Here is a 19,136-nt window from a genome sequence, read left to right on the forward strand (position 1 = left end):
GCTCATGGTCCTGTTCTGGCGCCAACCTCATCTCCGTCGGGCTGTCCGCGAGGTCTGACAACCCGGGCCTTCAGTCGGCCGCGTTCAGGCGATCCAGGAGCAGCTGCATCGTCGCGCACATGTGGGCGAAGTCGTCGTCGCCGACCACCGCCGCCCATCTCCGCTCGATGTCGGCGACCCGAACCCCGGCCGCAGCCATCAGCGACTGTCCGCGCTTGCTCAGGACGATCAACTTGGCGCGACGATCGGACGGATCCGGTTCACGCGCCAAATAGCCGAGGTTCTCGAGGTCGTTCACCAGTTCCGACGTGGCCGACAGGCTCAACTGCGCGCGTGACGCAAGCTCGGTGAGCCGCACTCCGCCCATCCGGATGTTCCCGAAGATCTGCAGATGCGCATCGCGAACGTCACCGAACCCCGCCTCCGCGCGGGGTCCGGCGAGGTCGGAACGGAACTCCGCGAGGAGCCTCACCAACAGCTGACCGATGGCTTGCCGTTCCACGTCGGACACTCTTGACCCGCCCATGGGAACGGAGGATACTACGGATACCGAAGTTTCGGTTTCCGAAGCATTTCCCTCGCCGAAAGGCAGGCGCCTGATCATGAGCACCGATTCGATTCCCACTCAGCTCGGCCGAATCCACGTCCGACACGAAGGCTCCGGTCCACCAGTCGTCCTGTGGCACAGCCTCTTCGTCGACTCGGCGTCGTGGGGGCCATTGTTCGACCGGGTCCGCGAGGACCACCGGGCGATCGCCATCGACGGCCCGTGCCACGGCCGGAGCGAGGGCCTGACGCACGACTTCACCTTCGACGAGGTCGCCGACTGCGCGGTCGCGGTGATGGACGCCCTGGCCCTCCACGGTCCCGTGGACTGGGTGGGCAACGCCTGGGGAGGCCACATCGGCATCAAGGTGGCGGCGCGACACCCTCGCCGACTCCGCACACTGACCACGATCGGGACGCCCCTCCGGCCCATCAACCCGCGGGAGCGTTGGACGATGTGCTGGCCACTGGTGCAGATCTATCGCGTGACCGGACCCAACCGATGGTTGCGTACACAGCTCCAGAACGCCCTGATCGGACCGAGAACAGCTGTTGCACATCCTGATCGGGCGTGCGAGATCATGCGGGCATTCGTCGACGCAGATCGCCGACCGATGTTCCACGCCATGCGATCGATGATGTTGCATCGCCCCGATGTGACGGCCGATCTCGCATCGATCGCCGTGCCGACCCTGATGATGGTGGCCGATTCCGACTCCATGGGAGCCGGACCCGACGACATCCACTCGGCCACCTCCGCGATGTCCCATGTGCACGTCGGCGGCCTCGTCGGCGATGGACACCTGACGCCCCTCATCGTCGACCAGGACAACATCTACCGGCAGCTCGTCGGGCACTGGTCCGACAACTACGCCGACTCACGTTTCTGAAATCAACCCTTGCCCGCGCGCCACCCGGCGTTTATTGTTTGCCATACAAACACTGACGTCGACGATCGGAACCCACTGTGGCAACCACCGGACGCGCGAGCCGGGAAGCCGGCAGGGCAACCCGCCAGGCGCTGCTGCGTGCCGCCGGCGAGGTGTTCGCCGAGCACGGTGACGCGGCGTCGGTCGCTCAGATCTGCCAGCGCGCCGACGCCTACCCCAACCAGGTCACCTACTACTTCGGCTCCAAGGAACAACTCTTCGTCGAGGTCGCGTGCGCCGGTGTACTGCGGGCCGGACGTCGAGCCGAAGAGGCCGCCGCCGAGACCACGACCGTCCGTGACTACACGAACACGCTCGTCGGAACCCTCCTCGGTCCCTGCGCGCGGGACGTCGAACTGTTCACCACCGCCATGCTGCTGACGTCGCGCCGCACCGACCTGCGGGAGCACATCACCGACACCCTGCGCACACTTCACGAACGCGGCGAGCAGGCGCTGATGTCGACGCTGGTGCGCACCGGCTGGCAACTGCGTGCCGGGATCGATGTCGAGGCGAAGGCGTTCTGGTCGGCGATCTTCGGTCTCGCGGTTCAGAAGGCCGCCACCGGAGCCGACTTCGGCTATCGACTCGAGGACGCGGTCGCGGTGATCTTCACGAATCTGCAGATCCCGGACCGGGTTCTGGACCGGCCACTCGTACCCACGCCTCAGGAGGCATGATGACCCAGTCCGCGACGCACATCCATCCGCAGCCGCACCTCACCCACGAGGTGTTCAACCAGTCCGCTCCGCGACTGGACGTCAACGAGTACGAGCTCGACGTCGTCCTCACCGAGGCGGTCGCGCGGCACGACGGCGCCTGGGGCGACGCCGAACTCCGCGAGATCGGGGCGCTCGTCGGCAGCGAATCCTTCAAGCACGACGCCCATCTCGCGAACACCATCACGCCGGTGTTGCGGACGTTCGACCGCTGGGGTCACCGCATCGACGAGGTCGAATACCACCCGGCATACCACCGGATCATCTCCGAATCCATCGCCCACGGCGCCCACACGCGCTGCTGGTCCGATCCTCAACCCGGGTCGCACGTCGTGCGTGCGGCCGCGTTCATGCTGTTCGGCCAGATCGAACCGGGCCACGCCTGCCCGGTGTCGATGACCCACGCGGTCATCCCCTCACTCGAACTCCAGCCCGACGTCGCCGCGAACTGGGTGCCGAAGGCGTTGTCCCGCAGCTATTCCCCTGATCTGAGCGCCACCAAGGAGTCGGCCATCTTCGGGATGTCGATGACCGAGAAGCAAGGCGGCTCCGACGTCCGCGCCAACACCACCGTCGCAGTCCCCGCCGGAACCGGCGGACCGGGTGCCGAGTACCTCCTCACCGGTCACAAGTGGTTCTGCTCGGCGCCCATGTCGGACGCATTCCTCGTTCTCGCGCAGGCGCACGGCGCCGGCGGCGAAGGACTTTCGTGCTTCCTGCTCCCCCGCATCCTGCCCGACGGCACCCGTAACGTCTTCCGCATCCAGCGTCTCAAGGACAAGCTCGGCAACAAGTCCAACGCCTCCAGCGAGATCGAACTCGACGGCACCGTCGCCGTCATGGTCGGCGAGCCGGGACGCGGCGTGCGCACGATCATAGAGATGGTCGCGCAGACCCGCCTCGACTGCGTTCTCGGTTCCGCGGCGGGCATGCGCCAGGCCGTCGCCGAGGCCGTGTGGCACGCCCGGCATCGTGCCGCCTTCGGCGCGACGCTGGCCGACCAACCCGCGATGACCGCCGTATTGGCCGATCTCGCACTGGAATCCGAGGCCGCGACCACCACCGCGATCCGCCTCGCCCGCGCCCACGACGAGGATGCCGATCCGCAGGAGCGCGCCTTCCGCCGACTCGCCACCGCGGTCGCCAAGTACTGGATCTGCAAGCGCGGCCCCCACCACGCCTACGAGGCGCTGGAATGCCTCGGCGGCAACGGATACACCGAGGACTTCCCCCTCGCCATGCGCTACCGCGAGCAGCCGGTGATGGCCGTATGGGAGGGCTCGGGCAACGTCATCGCCCTCGACGTCCTGCGCGCGATGACCCGAGAACCCGAATCGGTCGCCGCCTTCGACGCCGAGGTCAGCCTCGCCCGCGGCGCCGACCGGACTCTCGACACGCACCTCGACCGACTCCGGGAGCAACTCGGCGAGCTGTCGCGACTCGCCCCGGCCGACGCCCAGCGCCGAGCCCGGTCGACCGTCGAGTCGATGGCCCTGGCGCTCGAGGCGTCACTGCTGGTGCGGCACAGCCCGTCGGCGGTCGCCGACGCGTTCATCGCCAGCCGCCTCGGACCCGACCGCAGCTTCGAGTACGGCGCGCTCCCCGACGGCGCCGATCTCGCCGCCATCCTCGAACGTCACTGAGACACCCCGCCTTCCGTTCTCACACCACCCCTTCCGCCGCCGCCAGGATCTGCCGGCGCAGCGTCGAGGCGGTGTTGGGCAGCCACATCGCCCGGACGGGGGCGAACGGCGGATCGGTGAACTCGACGATGCGGATGGAGTTCGCGTAGATCCAGCCGGGCTCGTTGGTGACGAACGCACAGGCTTTGGGGTGGGCGATGACCGCCGTGTGCGGCGGTGTACCGAGGAGCGTCGACAGGATGATGCGCGGTTCGAATCCCGCACGCCGGCACAACCCGACGAGGATGTCGGTGTACTCGTATTCGTGCTCGGGCCCCCACACGACGATCTCGTAACCGGCGAGGGCGGCCATGTCGACACGGGCATGCGCGGCGAGCGGGTGATCGCTGCGCACCGCGAGGCGGAGCTCGTGTTCGGTCGCGATCGTGGTCGCCATGTCCGGTGGCGCCGACACACCACGGCCCAGCGCCAGGTCGATCGAGCCCGACAGCAATTCCTCACGCATGAAGTCGGCGAACACCGGGCGCACCGTGATCGGCACCGAGGGGTCGGCGAGGACCACGGGTTCGATGATCCGGAAGACCTCCGACGACGCGAGGTCGGGTGCATGGCCGATGACGAACGGTGCGGGTGCCCCTGCGTTGACCCGTCTGACCTGCGTGGCGAGCTGTTCCCCGCCGGCCAGCAGCGGCACCGCGCCGCGGTAGAGCGCCTCCCCGGCCGGCGTCGGCGTCAGGCTGCGCCGCGAACGGGAGAAGAGCTCGACTCCCAGCTGTCGCTCGAGTTCACGGATCGCCGAGGACAACGCCTGCTGGCTGATGAACAGGTTGTCGGCGGCGACGCGGAGGCTCGGAGCCTCCATGACGACGACGAACATTCGGAGTCGGCGCAGGTCTATATCGCGGAGTCCGGCGTCCCCAGAACCATTCATCAACCATCTCCTGTCAGTTATTCGGATTGATGTGATTGTAGGTTGACCTTCAACCCAATATGCTCATTTCTGCATGGCATCGTGTTCAGATGTCATTCGCGTTTTGGGCTACCTGCTGAGGTCCCCCGCGGAGGGGACGGGAGGACCTCGGCAGGTGCTTCTTTCTCACATTTCGGTGTTTTCGCTGCCGCAACCGGGCGTCGGCGGCTATCAATTGCTCTGATGAAGCATCGCTAATGCTCATCTGGACTTCGCATTGTTCGCCCCAACCCCCATTTCCGGAGCTCGATCAGGTGGAAGAAACGGTCGGCCGTTCGCCGAGATCTACTCCGTTCGGCGGGCTCGGTCGCGACTCGATCACCGCGGAGATCGCACGGCGCAGCGGGCTCTACGACGAAACACTCGACGTTCTCCGGCAGCTGCGTCTGCGCGAACGCCATATCCGGTACACCATCGCCGGGCTGGTGCTGATCTTCGGCGTCGTGGGCGCGCTCGGATTGTTCACGCCGAGCGGCGCGCAGGGTTCGCTGTGGCGGTCGCTGATCCTCGGTACCGCTGCCGCCACCACCATCCCCACCGCGATCGCGGTGAGCCGGGTCCATCTGGGCGTGATGTGGTGGACCAAGAAGTCACACGTCCGAGGGTTCAACGACGCTTTCGTCGCCTACGCCGACATCGGTGTGGCGGTGTGCCTGTTCGCCGTCGCCGATCCACGCCTGGCGCTGTACTTCTCGGCACTGTTCGCCGTGATCGGCTCCTACAGCGCACATTTCGTACGTGCCCGCGTCGTGTACCTGCACCTGGCCCTGTCGAGCGCAGTGACCTGCACACTCGGAGTTCTCGCCTGGCTGGACGGCGCTCCGCCCGTGCCCGCGTTCGCCGCCACCCTTGCTCTGCTCGTCGCCGTGAGCGGGACGGTCACCCTGCACCAGGGCTACACCTCCGACCTCCAGCGATCCCTGAAACACCAACTGCGGATGGCCAATACCGATCCACTCACCGGACTGCTGAACCGCCGCGGATTCATCCTCGCCACGACCACACTGTTGCGTCGGGGTCCCGGTGACCGGTTCGCACTGGTCATCGCCGACGTCGACCGCTTCAAACGGATCAACGACGACCACGGGCACGCCGTGGGCGATGCCGTCCTGCAGCAGGTCGCCGACATCCTCCAGGGCGCCGTGCCCGAGCCTGCGGTCGTCGCCCGGCTCGGCGGCGATGAGTTCGCGATCGCGGCGCGGCTCGACGAACAGGCGGTGCGTGCCGTCGCCGAAGACATCCGCGGCCAACCGGTCGACGCCGGCGACGGCGAGTGGGCGACCGTCAGTCTCGGCATCGCGGTGGGTCCCCTGCACAGCGAGCACATGACCGACGAGGATGCGACCGAGCGCATTCGACGCGACTTCGCCCTCGCCGACGACGCCCTGTTCGAGGCGAAGGCGAAGAGGCGCGGCACCTATGCCGTGGTGCCGACCACGCCTACAGGATCACGCCCGGGTTGAGGAGCCCGTCCGGGTCGAGAGCGTTCTTGATGAGCGCGGTCAGCTCCATCACGTCCGGACCCACCTGGTCAGGCAGCCAGCCCTTCTTGAGCCGGCCCACGCCGTGCTCGCCGGTGATGGTGCCGCCGAGTTCGATGGCGAGGTCCATGATCTGGCCGAATGCCGTCTGCGCACGGTCGGCCTCGGCCGTGTCGGCCGGATCGAAGACGATCAGCGGGTGCGTGTTGCCGTCGCCGGCATGTGCGATCACCGAGATCATCACCTGGTTGTCCGCGGCGATCTTGGCGACGCCGTCGATGAGGTCGGGCAGCGAGGGCAACGGGACCCCGACGTCCTCCAGCAGCAGCGAACCCAGCTTCTCCACCGCCGGGATCGCTGCTCGCCGGGCAGCGGTGAACGCCTCGCCCTCGGCGGGGTCGTCGGTGGTGAAGACCTCGCCGGCACCGTTCGACTCGAAGGCGTTCCGGATGAGTTCGACCTCCTGGGCACCGGCGGCCCCGGGTGCGTCGGACTGGGCGACGAGCAGTGCGCCCGCGTCGCGGTCGAGTCCCATGCGCAGCATGTCCTCGACCGCGTTGATCGCCACCGAATCCATGAATTCCAGCATCGCCGGGCGGATCTCGCCGGTGACGGCGAGGACGGCACGGCTGGCGTCGTGTACCGAGTCGAAGACCCCGACGACCGTGCTCGCCGGCCCCTGCGGCGGCAGCAGCCGCAAGGTCACCTCGGTGATGATGCCGAGGAGTCCCTCACTGCCGACGAACAGCTTGGTCAACGGCAGCCCGGCGGAGTCCTTCAGCTGCTTGCCGCCCACCCGAACCGCTCGACCGTCGGCGAGCACCACCTGCAGCCCGAGCACGTAATCGGTGGTGACCCCGTACTTCACGCAGCACAGCCCACCCGCATTGGTGGCGACGTTGCCGCCGATCGAACAGATCTCGAACGACGACGGGTCCGGCGGGTACCAGAGACCCTCCGCCGCCGCCGCGGCCTTGACCTCGGAGTTGAACAGCCCGGGCTGGACGACGGCGGAGCGCGTCGCGGGGTCAACGGCGATCTCGCGCATCTTCTCGGTGGAGATCATGACGGCGCCGTCCACCGCGGTCGAGCCGCCGGACAGGCTGGTGCCGGCACCGCGGGTGATGATCGGAATCCGGTTCTCGGCACACCACCGAACCGTCGTCTGGACCTGATCGGTCGAAGTCGGGCGGATCAGTGCGAGTGGGGTACCGGCGGCCGGGTCGAAAGCGCGGTCCTGGCGATACCCGGCGAGTATGTCGGGGTCGGTGATCACCATTCCGTCGGGAAGGGCGGCGGCCAACGAACTCGTTTCGGCACTCATGCGTTCAGCGTATTCTTCGAGGCCCGCACCGCGGTTTCACTTCGGCACACCTGCCGGTCAGGGCTCCGCAGGCGTATCAAGGAGATCGTGACTGACTTCAATTCGACCATCATCAACGAGTTCCGCACCAACAACGGACATGTCGAGACCGCGGGGTTCGGGAAGAACCTCGTCCTGCTGCACACCGTCGGCGCGAAATCCGGGGAGCCGCGAATCAGCCCGTTGTTCGGTCTCGCCGACGACGGCTCCTGGCTTGTCATCGGATCTTTCGCGGGTTCGCCGACGACGCCGGCCTGGGTCCACAACCTTCGCGCGCACCCCAACTCGGTTGCCGTCGAGGCCCCCGCAGCCGAGGGCATCGAACACCACGAGACGCAGGTCGCCGAGATCACCGATGACGACTGGGACGCCGCCTGGGCGAAGTTCACGGCGTTCACCGACCAGTTCGTCAAGTACACCGAGACCGCTCAGGGCCGGAAGTTCCCGATCTTCCGTCTGACCCCGAGATCCTGACCTCTCGAGCCTGATACGGGCACCCTGGTCTCGACACCCTTGTCCGGCACCGCACCCGCAGATCGACGCCGCTCTACTCTGGGCAGGGTGTTCGAGGTTGGCGACCGCGTGGACGGCTTCACCATCGACGAGTTCGTCGGCGGTGGTGCGAGCGCGGACGTCTTCCGGGCTCATCGCGACGACGGGAACGGGCCGGTCGCGCTCAAGGTGCTGCACCCTGACGCCGCCGATCACGCCCGGGTCCGTGAACGGTTCGAGCGCGAGTTCGGGATTGCGTCGCTTCTCCACCACCCGCACATCGTCCGGATGCGCGCCCACGGTGAGATCGCCGCGCCGCCCGGCTCTCTCGGCCCTCGCCACCAGCCGTCGATGTGGCTGGCGATGCAGTACGTCGCGGGCCCGGCGGCCACCGCACTCATTCCCGGCGACGACACCGAACCCGACGTGGACGCGATCCTGCGGGTCGCCGCGCAGATCGCCGGTGCCCTCGACCACGCACACGGCCAGGAGATCCTCCACCGCGACGTCAAGCCCGCCAACATCCTGCTCTCCCGACCTCTCGACTCTGACCCGGAGGGGCCCACGCCCAGCTCCTCCGCACCGGTCGACGCCTACCTCTCCGACTTCGGGATCGCCCAATTCCTCGATGACACAAGACCACTCGCACGCAACGGCCGGGTCCAGGGCTCCATCGGGTATGCCTCGCCCGAACTGCTTCAGGCACATCACCTTTCGCCGGCCAGCGACAACTACTCCTTCGCGTGCAGTCTCGTCGAGTTGTTCACCGGCACACCGCCGTATCCGCGGCGCACGTCCTTCGCGATCACCTACGCACACATCAACGACGAACCGCCGCGCCTCACCCGGCGCCGTCCGTGGCTCCCGTCGGCGATGGATTCGATCTTCGCCAAGGCGCTCGCCAAGTCACCGCAGAACCGCTATCCGACGTGTACGGCTCTCGTCGACATCCTGGTCCGTCTCATGCGTGACGTGCCCGTCCCCGAGCCGACCCGCTCACGATGGTGGGGACGTCCGCGTCATCCGTGACCGACCGGTCGCGGATCAGCCCTCGTCGAGTCCGTACACGCGGACCGCGGTGTCGCGGAAGATGCGTCGCAACGCCTCGTCTCCCCACTGGGACGCACAGTCGACCAGCGCGCCGACGAGGACGTCGATCGCCGCATTGGGGCGGTCGATCGGATAGTTGGAGCCGAACATGATGCGGTCCGAACCGAAGTGGGTGACGACGTGTTCGACGAACGGACCGATCATCTCGCCCAGCGTCGCCTGTCCCCCGATGTTGCCCCACCGTTCGTGGCCGTAACCGAGAACCGGCATGGCCAGCCCGGAAAGCTTCACCACCACATTGCGATACGACGCCAGGGTGGTCATCCGTTCCCGCCACAGCCGCCAGATGTCGGCGCGCGCCGCGGCCGTCGCGCCGGTACGTGTCCCGATCGGCCCGAACACCCCGGCGGGTATCCCGAAGTGGTCGAGGACGATCGCCGTGTCGGGATACTCGCGCGCCAGCACGATGACGTCGTAGAGCTGGTGGGAGTAGACCGCCGCCTCGAACACGAGTTTGCGCGCGGCAAGTTCGGCGAAACCGTCGAGAAAGGAGGCCGACGCCAGGATGTTGTCGGAGTCGCCGCCGTCGCGGACACGCGGGTCGGGATGGCGCGTCGCCACCAGCCGGATGCCCCGGACACGGGACGAGACCGTGAACTGCTGATCGAGCGTCTCGGCGAAGTCATGGTCGCGCGGGTCGCCGTGGGCGACGATCGCCCCCAGACGCGGAGCGCCGGAGTGGCCGAACGGCAGGTGCTCCAGATAGCGCGTCTCCTCCACGGCGGTGCTGTGTGCCGCCGCCTGCTCTCCCGCGGGTAGTGCCTTGCGCCAATGCGACTCGACGTGCACCACGGTGTCGATGGGCACCCCGACGACCGTCGAGACGAGAGCGGCATCGGTGGCGTACTGCCGCGGCTCGTACGGGCGCGCGACGGTTCGCGGTGTCAGCACGAACTCCCGGTCGGCGCGCGAGGCGATGAGCGGGAAGGCTCGGTCCCCCAATCGGGGGACGAACCCGTACAGCCGCGACGAGCGGGTTGCCGCCCATGGGGTGCGCCGCGGATTCCAGTGCTGCACATGCGCGTCGACGATGGCCGGGAGGACACCGTCGAGGGACGTCATGTTGGTACCTTGCCACACCGGATCACAGTCCGACATACGATGACGGATCCTGAATTCTGTACCGTCGACCGCTAGTGTTGAGCTCTCGGAACAGGCGGGGGACGAACGCCGACGGAGGTTGTCCTAAGAGAATGGCGAGCCACTCACGCCACACGTTGCATCACCTGCGAACAGCGGTGAACCGGCAGCCCGACCGGTTCGTGACCAACGTCTACACCCGGATGTTCGCGATCGATCCCGACCTCCGGGATCTGTTCGGCGTCTCGATGGCCGCACAGCAGATCGCCTTCCATCGCGTGATCGACCACGTCCTCGAAGCCATCCCTGCGGAGTCCGGCCACGCCGACCTCGTCGAGTTCCTCGCCCAGCTCGGCCGCGACCATCGCAAGTTCGGGGTCGAACCCGAGCACTACCACGTGATGTACACCGCGCTCATGGGCGAGTTCGCCAGTCTGATGGAGGGGTACTGGGACGAAGAGGCGCAGCAGACCGTCTCGCAGGCGATGATGCTCGTCACCGGTGTGATGCGCGGGGCTGCCGAGACCGCCACCCACCCGGCCCGGTGGACGGCAGAGGTCGTGGAGAAGTACCGAATCAGCCGCGACCTCGCCGTGGTACGACTCATCGCACATGCGCCGCTGACGTTCAACGTCGGCCAGTACCTCGAGGTCCACATCCCGCAGTGGCCCAAGCAGTGGCGCAATTTCTCGCCGTCGATCCCGCCGAACCCGGCCGGTGAGCTGGAGTTCCATGTCCGGGCGATCCAGGGTGGGACGGTCAGCTCGGCCATCGTCAGCGAGACCAGCGTCGGAGACGTCTGGACCCTGTCGCAGAGTCACGGGACCCTGCACGTCGACCGGGACCGGCCCGTCCTGATGGTCGCCGGCGGCACCGGGCTCGCCCCACTGCGTGCCCTGCTCATCGAGATGTCCAAACGCGCGGACTCGCCCCCGACCCACATCTTCTACGGGATGCGCTACCCCGGCGAGCTCTACGACCTGAGTGTCCTTCGGCGGATCGCCGCCACCAACCCGTGGTTGCAGGTCACCGCGGTGTCGGAGGAGGAGCGCGACCCGTGGTGGATCACCGCCGTGGCGACGCCGGCCGAACTCGGGATCGACCACGAGATCGGCACCCTCGCCGACGTGGTCGTCGGCGCCGGGAACTGGGAGGACCACCAGGTGCTCATCGCCGGGTCGGCGCAGATGATCGAGGCGACCCGACGCAAACTGATCATCGCCGGGGTCCGCGCCAGCCGTATCCAGCACGACCCGGTGTACTGACCCGCGGGTCACCGCGTCAGGGAGCCGGCTCTCCCGGAGCCGGCACCTCGACCGTGGTCGTCTCGGTCTCGGTGATCGTGAACGGTCCCGGAATCTCCTCGGTCACCGTGGTCGTCCTCGTGACCGGACGCGGGGTGCTGGTGATCGTCGTCGTGCGCGCCTGCTGCGTCTGGGTTTCGGTCTCGGTGACCGTCTTCGCGTCCGCGCTGACGGTCACGGCAGCGGGCGTCTCGGTGACCGTCACGGGGGCGGGTTCGGTGGTGTTGCGCTCCGCGGACAGCAGCAGGGTCAGACCGACCGCGCCCAGGAACATCGCCGCACCGATCGCGGCGCCGACGAACCACCAGCGTCGCCCGGTCGACACCCGCGGGGCCGCCGCCGGCGTCGACAACGCCACCAGGGCGGCGTCGGCCGCGCCGATGGCCGAGGCCAGTGGCGGGTTGCCAGCGACCGTGACGGGCCGCTGTGCGGCGTATTCGAACGCGGGCGCGATACCGGGCATCTCCGCGCCGGGTCCCACCACGATGATCGAGGTGATGTCGCGGCCGCGCGGCAGCTTGGACACCGCCGTCGCCAGCTCGGACGCCCCGTCCGGATCGGTGACGGGGGCGAGCCGGTTGGTGGTGAAGTCGGCGGTCCCGAGGACCGCACCCGAGGTCGTGTCGACGGTGGCCACCGACGTACCGGATGCCGGAGCGGCATCCCGGTCGAGGTCCACGACGGCGACGACGCCGCCCCGGGTGGCATGGGTGCACGCGATCTCGGCGAGTGCCGAGGCGTAACCGGTGACGACGACGCGGTCGTGCCAGGACTCCCCGGCGCCGCTCGACCCGAAGGCCTGCGCCAGGTGCTTGCGGACGTCCTCGCGTGACACCGAGACGCCGATCTGATCGACGACGACCGGCACTGAATCGACCAGCTCGATGATCGCGGCCTCGACCGCGGGTGCCGACGGATCAGGCAGGTCGACGAGGTTGCTGGCCAGGATGTGGCCATCGGCGTCGCGCACCACGGACGCGATCTGATCGTCCACGACGGATATCCCGAGAACCACGGATCCGGGCAGTCCCCCACTCGCCGGATCTTGGGTCATCGTCACCTCCACATCGACGTTTGCCCATGCAGCCTAACGGCTTGGACCGAATTCGTGGCAGCCGGACCGTCGGTGGTACCCCGTCAAACCGACTCGGCGGGATGTTGGGTGTACGCGGCGTCGCGCACCGCCTCGTCGGTCTCGAGCCCGGCACCGAGCGCACCGCCGACGGTGGCGAGCGAACACGTCAGCCACGCGACCTCCAAGTAGTCGGTGATCCCGGGGTCGTGACCGAGGGCGTCGCCGAAGACCTGTGGGACCACGAGGCACAGGGCCCCGAGGGTCGCGAGGACGAAGAGAGCGGCATAGAACGCCGCGACTCCCAGCACGACGGTGATGACGGTGACGGTGTTGAACAGGACGATCTGTTCGCGCGACTGCCGCGACGACCCCCGTTCCCACAGGTTGGCGCCGACGATCAGGGTGGCGGTGATGGCGACGATCGAACCGACGGCGACGCCGGTGAGGCGGACCCAGCCGAAGGTGTCGGCCAGTAGCCAGATGTCGGCGGTGACCAGTGCGAAGACACCGGCGGCGATGGCGCCGGTCAGTGCCCGGGTCAGTCCGAGCGCGAGGCGCCACGGTCGGTTGGCGCGCACCATCCCCGAAAGGAGCCGGAGATTGCCGGTCAGCACCCGGGCGGTGAAGGCGGTGCCCGCCTCGTCGGTGTCGGTGCCGAGCTGGCGGACACGATGCCGCAGCGGCGACTTCGACGGGGACTTCTCGTGGTCGCGGAGGTCGTCGGCGTCGGCACCGAGGAGTTGTCCGACGAGACCGGTGACCGTGGTCCGCGCCCGCTGACGTAGGCCGGTCGGGCCGAGGGCGGGGACCGACAGGACCGCGACGCCGTGCACCGCGTTCGCATGCGCGACGACAGGGCGCCGGCCCACGTGCAGGGGCAGATCCGTCAGACAGACCACCAGGTCCCATTCACGTTCGAGGAGAACGTCTCTCGCGGCGTCGACGATCTGGGCATCGGTCGCGGGCGGCTGCACCACGGATGCCTCGACGATCTCGATCTGCCATCGGGCTCCGGGGAAGCTGGTCTGGACGTGCTCGATCAGGTTCGCGTCGACGAGCTTACGCGCCAACCCGATCGGTTGCCCGGGGGCGGCCACGACTCCGAGGACGACCACCGCTTCGTCGTCTGATGTCGGCGTATCGTCCTCGAACTCCATGGAGAGGGCTTCCTTTCGCGGCCGCCCTGGGACGGCCTGGTCAGGCGGTGAAGGTCTCGATCAGGGTGTGCTGCTCGACGGCCGACGGAGCCTGCATGCCCGGGGCCTGGTCATCGGAGTGCGAGGCGCGGAACGAATCCGACTTCAGCCACGCCAGGAAGTCGTCCTTGGCGTCGAACTCCATGGTGGAGACGTAGGGCAGGCCCTCGGCCTCCGGACGCATCAGTGTCGCGCGGTGCAGGCCGGGGACACCCTTCAGCGTGGTGCGCATCGAGTCCGAGAATGCCTTCTCGAAGGCCTCGGCGTTCTCGGTGACATCGATGCGGTTGGTGATCACGAACATCTCGTCGACTCCTGGTTCGGGTCCGATAGGTCTCCGCCATCTTACCGACACGATGTCGGCAAGATGGCGGTGGTATCAGCCGAAGCGGTTCGCGAGAGCCCGGAGTGTGCCCTCGATGCCCTGACCGTTCTTCCTGTCGTAGCCGATCAGTTCCATGATCTTCGGGACCTTGAGCGTGGAGTAGTCGAAGGTCTCGGTGACCTGCGTGGTCGTCGGCGACGTGGCGACGAGGTCCCAGCGCCAGCGATGACCCATGGGGTGCTTCCACTCGACGACCCGGTCGGGGTCGACGTCGGTCGCGGTGGAGGTGATCGTGTACGGGACGCCGAACTGCTTCATCCCGACGCTGAATCGCGCACCGGGGGTGAGTCTTTCCGGGCCCTTGACGGGTGTGTCGCGCACCGTCCCCGAACCGTCGAGTTCGGGATGCCGATGCGGGTTGGCGATGAGGGCGAAGACCTCGGCGGCCGGCGCGTCAACGACGATGCGCCGTGAAACGCGGTGCGGGCCCGTGTCAACGGTGATGACGGTGTCGGAAGCCATACATCCAACGTACGCGGGCCCTGCCGATCACCCTCGTGGAACGAGTCAGACCGTTCAGTCGCCGGATCGTCTGCGCCGCGGCTGCCACACGACGAGGGCATTGGTCCGGGGCACCGGGACGAGCTCGCCTCCGCGGCGGTTCCGCGACGCGGCGACCTCGTCGGTGAGCTCACGGACCCGCTGTTGCAGCGCCTCGACCTGATTACTCAGATCGATGATCCGTTTGATCCCGGCGAGGTTCACACCCTCCTCCTGCGAGAGACGCTGGATCTCACGCAGGAGGTCGACGTCGCGTGACGAGTAGCGACGACCGCCGCCACTCGTCCGCTGCGGGGTGACCAGACCGAGGCGGTCATAGGTCCGCAGGGTCTGGGCGTGCATGCCGGCGAGCTCGGCGGCCACCGAGATCATGAAGGTCGCGCCGTCGGCGTCGAAGTTCTTCTGGCCGGCCATGACTCATCTCCCCCAGTTCGCCCGTGGATCGAACCCGCTTGCCCGCTCGGCCTGATCGTAGGCGCGCATCGCCTCGATCGCGGCGTCGTCGAGCTTGTCCGGCACCGCCACCTTCACGGTGACGAGCAGGTCGCCGGCGCCGCCGGACCGCTTGGGAACGCCGCGGCCGCGCACGCGCAGCGTCCGGCCGTCGGTGGTGTTCGGCGGGATCTTGACTCCGACCGAGCCCTCGAGCGTCGGTACCGAGACCGTCGCGCCGAGAACGAGTTCGGAGATCCGCACCGGCAGCTGTACCCGAAGGTCGTTGCCGCTGCGCGTGAACTGCTTGTGCGGGGTGACGTGGACAACGACGTAGAGATCGCCCGACGGCGCTCCGCGTCGTCCGGCCTCACCCTGCCCGGCGAGCCGAATCCGCTGTCCGTCTTCGACTCCGGCCGGGATCCGCACGTTGATCGTGCGCGTCCGGTTCTTCACTCCGCTGCCGGAGCAGTCGCTGCACGGATCGTCGATCCGCGAGCCGGTGCCCTGGCAGTCCTGGCAGGGTTCGCTGAACCCGAAGGCGCCCTGGTTGCGGCTGACGAAGCCGGAGCCGTTGCAGTTCGGGCACACTCGCGGACTGGTGCCCGGCTTGGCACCCGACCCGTGACAGGTGGTGCACGGGGACGGGCTGGTCACCCGCAGCGGGACCGTCGTGCCGAGCGCCGCGTCCTTGAAGGACAGCGTGGTCTCGGTCTCGAGGTCCTTGCCGCGACGGGGACGGCTGGCCGTCGACGTGCGCTGGGATCCGCCGCCACGGTTGAAGAGTCCGTCGAAGATGTCGCCGAACCCGCCGGCACCGCCGGCCTGACCTCCGCCGAACAGGTCGCCGAGGTCGAAGTCGCCGCCGGTCGTGTACGTCGTCCCGCCGCCGGGGAAACCACCGCCCGGGAAGCCGTTGCCGCCACCGCGGAATCGTCCGCCGGCGAACATGGCACGGGTTTCGTCGTACTCCTTGCGCTTCTCCGGATCGCTCAGGACGCTATGGGCTTCGGACACCCGCTTGAAGCGCTCTTCGGCCGCGGAATCGCCGGGATTGGCATCCGGGTGCAGCTCGCGTGCGAGCTTGCGATAGGCCTTCTTGATCTCTTCAGCCGAAGCGTCAGAAGCAACGCCCAGGTCCTTGTAGAAGTCGTGTTCCAACCACTCACGTTGTGGAGCCACCAGACGTCACCTCCTTCAATTCTTCTATTGTCTGGATGGATGTTTCAGTTGTTCCCCCGCTCCCTGAGGTGCGAGCGGAGCGAGCCCACCCGCTCCCTGAGGTGCGAGCGGAGCGAGCCACGAAGGGTTCGTCGCCCTTCGTGGCTCGTCGCTTGCGCTCCTCGCACCTCAGGGATCGGTGGTCGGATCGCCCGTCATGCACGGGCGACTGTTGCCTTATTGTGCACCGGTCTGGTCGCCGGCGGGCTCGGGATCGGTGACCGTCACCATGGCGGTGCGGATCACCTTCTCGCCCAGTCGGTAACCGCAGCGGTACACCGCGCCGATGACCGGGTGGTCGCCGGTGCCGTCGTGCTGAACCGCTTCGTGGAGTTCGGGGTTGAACTCCTCACCCGCGGCGCCGAAGGCCTCGAGGCCCTCCGCGTTGAGCACTGCGGTCAGTTTGTCGGCGACTGCCCGGAGCGGGCCGGTCTCGAGATCGCCGTGCTCACGGGCACGGTCGAGGTCGTCGAGGACCGGGAGGAGCTTGTCGATCAGGATCTGCTTGCCGTAGGCAACCGATCCCTGCTTCTCCTCGGCAGCTCGCCGACGGAAGTTGGCGAACTGGGCGCGTTCCCGCTGCAGGTCGGCCGTCAGCTCGGCGAGCCGGGCATCCGACGACGCGTCGTCGGCCGGCTGCCCGTTCTCGGACTCGTTCACGACGGGTTCGGCGTCGGCCGGGCCGGGTCCGGCGGCCGGCTCGTCGCGCACCTCACCCGTTTCCGGGTCGATGCGACGACGGTCGGTCACCGTCACCGGCTCCTCGCCGGACCCATTCGTCGAATGGGATCCTGCGGTCACTTGTTCTCCTTGGTGTCGGCGTCGTCCACGACCTCGGCGTCGACGACATCGGGATCACTGTCGGCGGCAGCGCCGGCCTCGCCATCGGCGGACTCCGCAGCGGCGTTGGCGTAGATCGCCTGGCCGAGAGCCTGCGACTCCTCCGAGAGCTTCTCGATCGCGGTCTTGATCGCAGCCGAGTCGGTGCCCTTGAGCGCTTCCTTGGCGTCGTTGACCGCGGCCTCGACCTTGTCCTTCACGTCGGCCGGGACCTTGTCCTCGTTGTCCTTGAGGAACTTCTCGGTCTGGTGGACCAGGGACTCCGCCTGGTTGCGGGTCTCCGCCTCCTCGCGACGCTTGCGGTCCTCGTCGGCGTGTGCCTCGGCGTCCTTGATCATGCGGTCGATCTCGTCCTTGCTCAGGCCGGAACCGTCCTGGATGCGGATCGAGTTCTCCTTGCCGGTGCCCTTGTCCTTCGCGGTGACGTGCACGATGCCGTTGGCGTCGATGTCGAAGGTCACCTCGATCTGCGGGACACCCTGCGGCGCAGGCGCGATGCCGCCCAGCTCGAAGCTGCCGAGCAGCTTGTTGTGCGAGGCGATCTCACGCTCACCCTGGTACACCTGGATCTGCACCGACGGCTGGTTGTCCTCGGCCGTGGTGTAGGTCTCCGAGCGCTTGGTCGGGATCGTGGTGTTGCGCTCGATCAGCTTGTGCATCACGCCACCCTTGGTCTCGATGCCGAGGGACAGCGGGGTGACGTCGAGCAGCAGCACGTCCTTGACCTCGCCGCGCAGGACGCCGGCCTGCAGGGCAGCGCCGACGGCGACGACCTCGTCCGGGTTGACGCCCTTGTTGGGCTCGCGGCCACCGGTCAGTTCCTTCACCAGGTCGGTGACGGCCGGCATACGGGTCGAACCACCGACGAGCACGACATGGTCGATGTCGCCGACGGAGATGCCCGCATCTTTGATGACGGCCTGGAACGGTGCGCGGGTGCGCTCGAGCAGATCAGAGGTGATCCGCTGGAACTCGCTGCGCGACAGCTGCTCGTCGAGGAACAGCGGGTTCTTGTCGGCGTCGACGGTGATGTACGGCAGATTGATCGAGGTGCTCTGCGAGCTCGACAGTTCGATCTTGGCCTTCTCGGCAGCCTCACGCAGACGCTGCAGAGCCATCTTGTCCTTGGTCAGATCGATGCCGTTCTGCGCCTTGAACTTCTCGACGAGCCAGTCGACGACACGCTGATCCCAGTCGTCACCACCGAGGTGGTTGTCACCGGAGGTCGCGCGGACCTCGACCACACCGTCGCCGATCTCGAGCAGCGAGACGTCGAAGGTACCGCCACCGAGGTCGAAGACCAGGATGGTCTGTTCCTTCTCGCCCTTGTCGAGTCCGTAGGCCAGCGCGGCCGCGGTCGGTTCGTTGACGATGCGCAGCACGTTGAGGCCGGCGATCTGGCCGGCTTCCTTGGTGGCCTGACGCTGGGCGTCGTTGAAGTATGCGGGGACGGTGATCACGGCGTCGGTGACGTCTTCACCGAGGTAGGCCTCGGCGTCGCGCTTGAGCTTCATGAGCGTGCGCGCGCTGATCTCCTGCGGGGTGTACTTCTTGTCGTCGATCTCGATCGTCCAGTTGCCTTCACCCATGTGGCGCTTGACCGAGCGGATGGTGCGGTCGACGTTGGTGACCGCCTGGTTCTTGGCCGGCTGACCGACGAGCACCTCTCCGTTACGCGCGAAGGCGACGACGGACGGCGTGGTCCGCGACCCTTCGGCATTGGCGATGACCGATGCTTCGCCACCCTCGAGCACCGAAACCACGGAGTTGGTGGTGCCGAGGTCGATTCCAACAGCACGAGACATGTTTGGCTTCCTCCTAGTTTGTGGGTGTGCACCCAAGTCCTTTG

At 67.6% G+C, this 19,136-nt stretch carries 19 protein-coding genes; 7 read left to right on the plus strand and 12 right to left on the minus strand.

The window, feature by feature from the left end; translation table 11 throughout:
- Positions 1-70: 70 nt before the first annotated feature.
- Positions 71-526: a MarR family winged helix-turn-helix transcriptional regulator gene (locus GOALK_RS15880; RefSeq protein ID WP_081474357.1), complete on the minus strand. Its 456-nt coding sequence runs from the start codon at positions 524-526 to the stop codon at positions 71-73.
- Between the two features lie 76 nt (positions 527-602).
- On the opposite strand from GOALK_RS15880, the gene GOALK_RS15885 reads away from it, so the two are divergent.
- From GOALK_RS15885 to GOALK_RS15895, 3 genes are all read left to right on the plus strand, one after another.
- Entirely contained in the window at positions 603-1,436 is an 834-nt protein-coding gene (locus tag GOALK_RS15885) for an alpha/beta fold hydrolase (protein ID WP_006359851.1), read from the plus strand.
- A 77-nt stretch (positions 1,437-1,513) separates the two neighbouring features.
- Positions 1,514-2,155 (plus strand): TetR/AcrR family transcriptional regulator C-terminal domain-containing protein, encoded by a 642-nt coding sequence (locus GOALK_RS15890; RefSeq protein WP_006359852.1) that lies wholly within the window; start codon positions 1,514-1,516, stop codon positions 2,153-2,155.
- Positions 2,155-3,837: an acyl-CoA dehydrogenase family protein gene (locus GOALK_RS15895; protein WP_006359853.1), complete on the plus strand. Its 1,683-nt coding sequence runs from the start codon at positions 2,155-2,157 to the stop codon at positions 3,835-3,837. Before GOALK_RS15890 ends, GOALK_RS15895 begins: the two co-directional genes overlap by 1 nt.
- Before the next feature lie 19 nt (positions 3,838-3,856).
- Here GOALK_RS15895 and GOALK_RS15900 read toward each other — a convergent pair whose 3' ends face one another.
- Positions 3,857-4,768, minus strand: a complete 912-nt coding sequence (locus tag GOALK_RS15900; protein WP_035752884.1) for a LysR family transcriptional regulator — start codon at positions 4,766-4,768, stop codon at positions 3,857-3,859.
- Between the two features lie 293 nt (positions 4,769-5,061).
- On the opposite strand from GOALK_RS15900, the gene GOALK_RS15905 reads away from it, so the two are divergent.
- On the plus strand, positions 5,062-6,270 hold the full coding sequence (locus tag GOALK_RS15905) for a GGDEF domain-containing protein (RefSeq protein ID WP_006359855.1): 1,209 nt from the start codon (positions 5,062-5,064) through the stop codon (positions 6,268-6,270).
- On the opposite strand, the gene GOALK_RS15910 is transcribed toward GOALK_RS15905, so the two are convergent.
- Positions 6,248-7,612 carry an FAD-binding oxidoreductase gene (locus tag GOALK_RS15910; RefSeq protein ID WP_035752887.1) on the minus strand — a complete coding sequence of 455 codons (1,365 nt, stop codon included), beginning with the start codon at positions 7,610-7,612 and terminating at the stop codon, positions 6,248-6,250. The genes GOALK_RS15905 and GOALK_RS15910 overlap by 23 nt on opposite strands.
- An 87-nt stretch (positions 7,613-7,699) precedes the next feature.
- Between GOALK_RS15910 and GOALK_RS15915 the strand changes: the two genes are divergently transcribed.
- Both GOALK_RS15915 and GOALK_RS15920 read left to right on the plus strand, forming a co-directional pair.
- Positions 7,700-8,125: a nitroreductase/quinone reductase family protein gene (locus GOALK_RS15915; RefSeq protein ID WP_006359857.1), complete on the plus strand. Its 426-nt coding sequence runs from the start codon at positions 7,700-7,702 to the stop codon at positions 8,123-8,125.
- An 87-nt stretch (positions 8,126-8,212) separates the two neighbouring features.
- Positions 8,213-9,172 carry a serine/threonine-protein kinase gene (locus tag GOALK_RS15920; protein WP_006359858.1) on the plus strand — a complete coding sequence of 320 codons (960 nt, stop codon included), beginning with the start codon at positions 8,213-8,215 and terminating at the stop codon, positions 9,170-9,172.
- A gap of 15 nt (positions 9,173-9,187) precedes the next feature.
- Here GOALK_RS15920 and GOALK_RS15925 read toward each other — a convergent pair whose 3' ends face one another.
- Positions 9,188-10,315: an amidohydrolase family protein gene (locus tag GOALK_RS15925; RefSeq protein WP_040004269.1), complete on the minus strand. Its 1,128-nt coding sequence runs from the start codon at positions 10,313-10,315 to the stop codon at positions 9,188-9,190.
- A 131-nt stretch (positions 10,316-10,446) separates the two neighbouring features.
- Here GOALK_RS15925 and GOALK_RS15930 point away from each other — a divergent pair, with 131 nt between their 5' ends.
- Entirely contained in the window at positions 10,447-11,598 is a 1,152-nt protein-coding gene (locus GOALK_RS15930; protein ID WP_006359860.1) for an FAD-binding oxidoreductase, read from the plus strand.
- 16 nt (positions 11,599-11,614) lie between these two features.
- Here the strand turns inward: GOALK_RS15930 and GOALK_RS15935 are convergent, their stop codons facing one another.
- The 8 genes from GOALK_RS15935 to dnaK form a co-directional block, all read right to left on the minus strand.
- Positions 11,615-12,691 (minus strand): DUF7159 family protein, encoded by a 1,077-nt coding sequence (locus GOALK_RS15935; RefSeq protein WP_006359861.1) that lies wholly within the window; start codon positions 12,689-12,691, stop codon positions 11,615-11,617.
- A gap of 83 nt (positions 12,692-12,774) precedes the next feature.
- On the minus strand, positions 12,775-13,869 hold the full coding sequence (locus GOALK_RS15940; protein WP_006359862.1) for a hypothetical protein: 1,095 nt from the start codon (positions 13,867-13,869) through the stop codon (positions 12,775-12,777).
- 40 nt (positions 13,870-13,909) lie between these two features.
- On the minus strand, positions 13,910-14,212 hold the full coding sequence (locus GOALK_RS15945) for an antibiotic biosynthesis monooxygenase family protein (RefSeq protein WP_006359863.1): 303 nt from the start codon (positions 14,210-14,212) through the stop codon (positions 13,910-13,912).
- 75 nt (positions 14,213-14,287) lie between these two features.
- Positions 14,288-14,755 carry an SRPBCC family protein gene (locus GOALK_RS15950; protein WP_006359864.1) on the minus strand — a complete coding sequence of 156 codons (468 nt, stop codon included), beginning with the start codon at positions 14,753-14,755 and terminating at the stop codon, positions 14,288-14,290.
- 54 nt (positions 14,756-14,809) lie between these two features.
- Positions 14,810-15,208, minus strand: coding sequence for a heat shock protein transcriptional repressor HspR (locus tag GOALK_RS15955; protein WP_006359865.1), 399 nt, complete (start codon positions 15,206-15,208; stop codon positions 14,810-14,812).
- A 3-nt stretch (positions 15,209-15,211) separates the two neighbouring features.
- Positions 15,212-16,408, minus strand: a complete 1,197-nt coding sequence (gene dnaJ / locus GOALK_RS15960) for a molecular chaperone DnaJ (protein WP_006359866.1) — start codon at positions 16,406-16,408, stop codon at positions 15,212-15,214.
- A gap of 216 nt (positions 16,409-16,624) precedes the next feature.
- The gene (gene grpE, locus GOALK_RS15965) at positions 16,625-17,248 is read right to left on the minus strand and encodes a nucleotide exchange factor GrpE (protein WP_006359867.1); all 624 of its coding nucleotides are present in this window, start codon (positions 17,246-17,248) and stop codon (positions 16,625-16,627) included.
- Positions 17,245-19,092 carry a molecular chaperone DnaK gene (gene dnaK, locus GOALK_RS15970; RefSeq protein WP_040004264.1) on the minus strand — a complete coding sequence of 616 codons (1,848 nt, stop codon included), beginning with the start codon at positions 19,090-19,092 and terminating at the stop codon, positions 17,245-17,247. Before dnaK ends, grpE begins: the two co-directional genes overlap by 4 nt.
- Positions 19,093-19,136: the final 44 nt, after the last annotated feature.

Origin of the sequence: Gordonia alkanivorans NBRC 16433, from assembly GCF_000225505.1 — a bacterium.
In the GTDB taxonomy this organism is placed as follows: Bacteria; Actinomycetota; Actinomycetes; order Mycobacteriales; family Mycobacteriaceae; genus Gordonia; species Gordonia alkanivorans.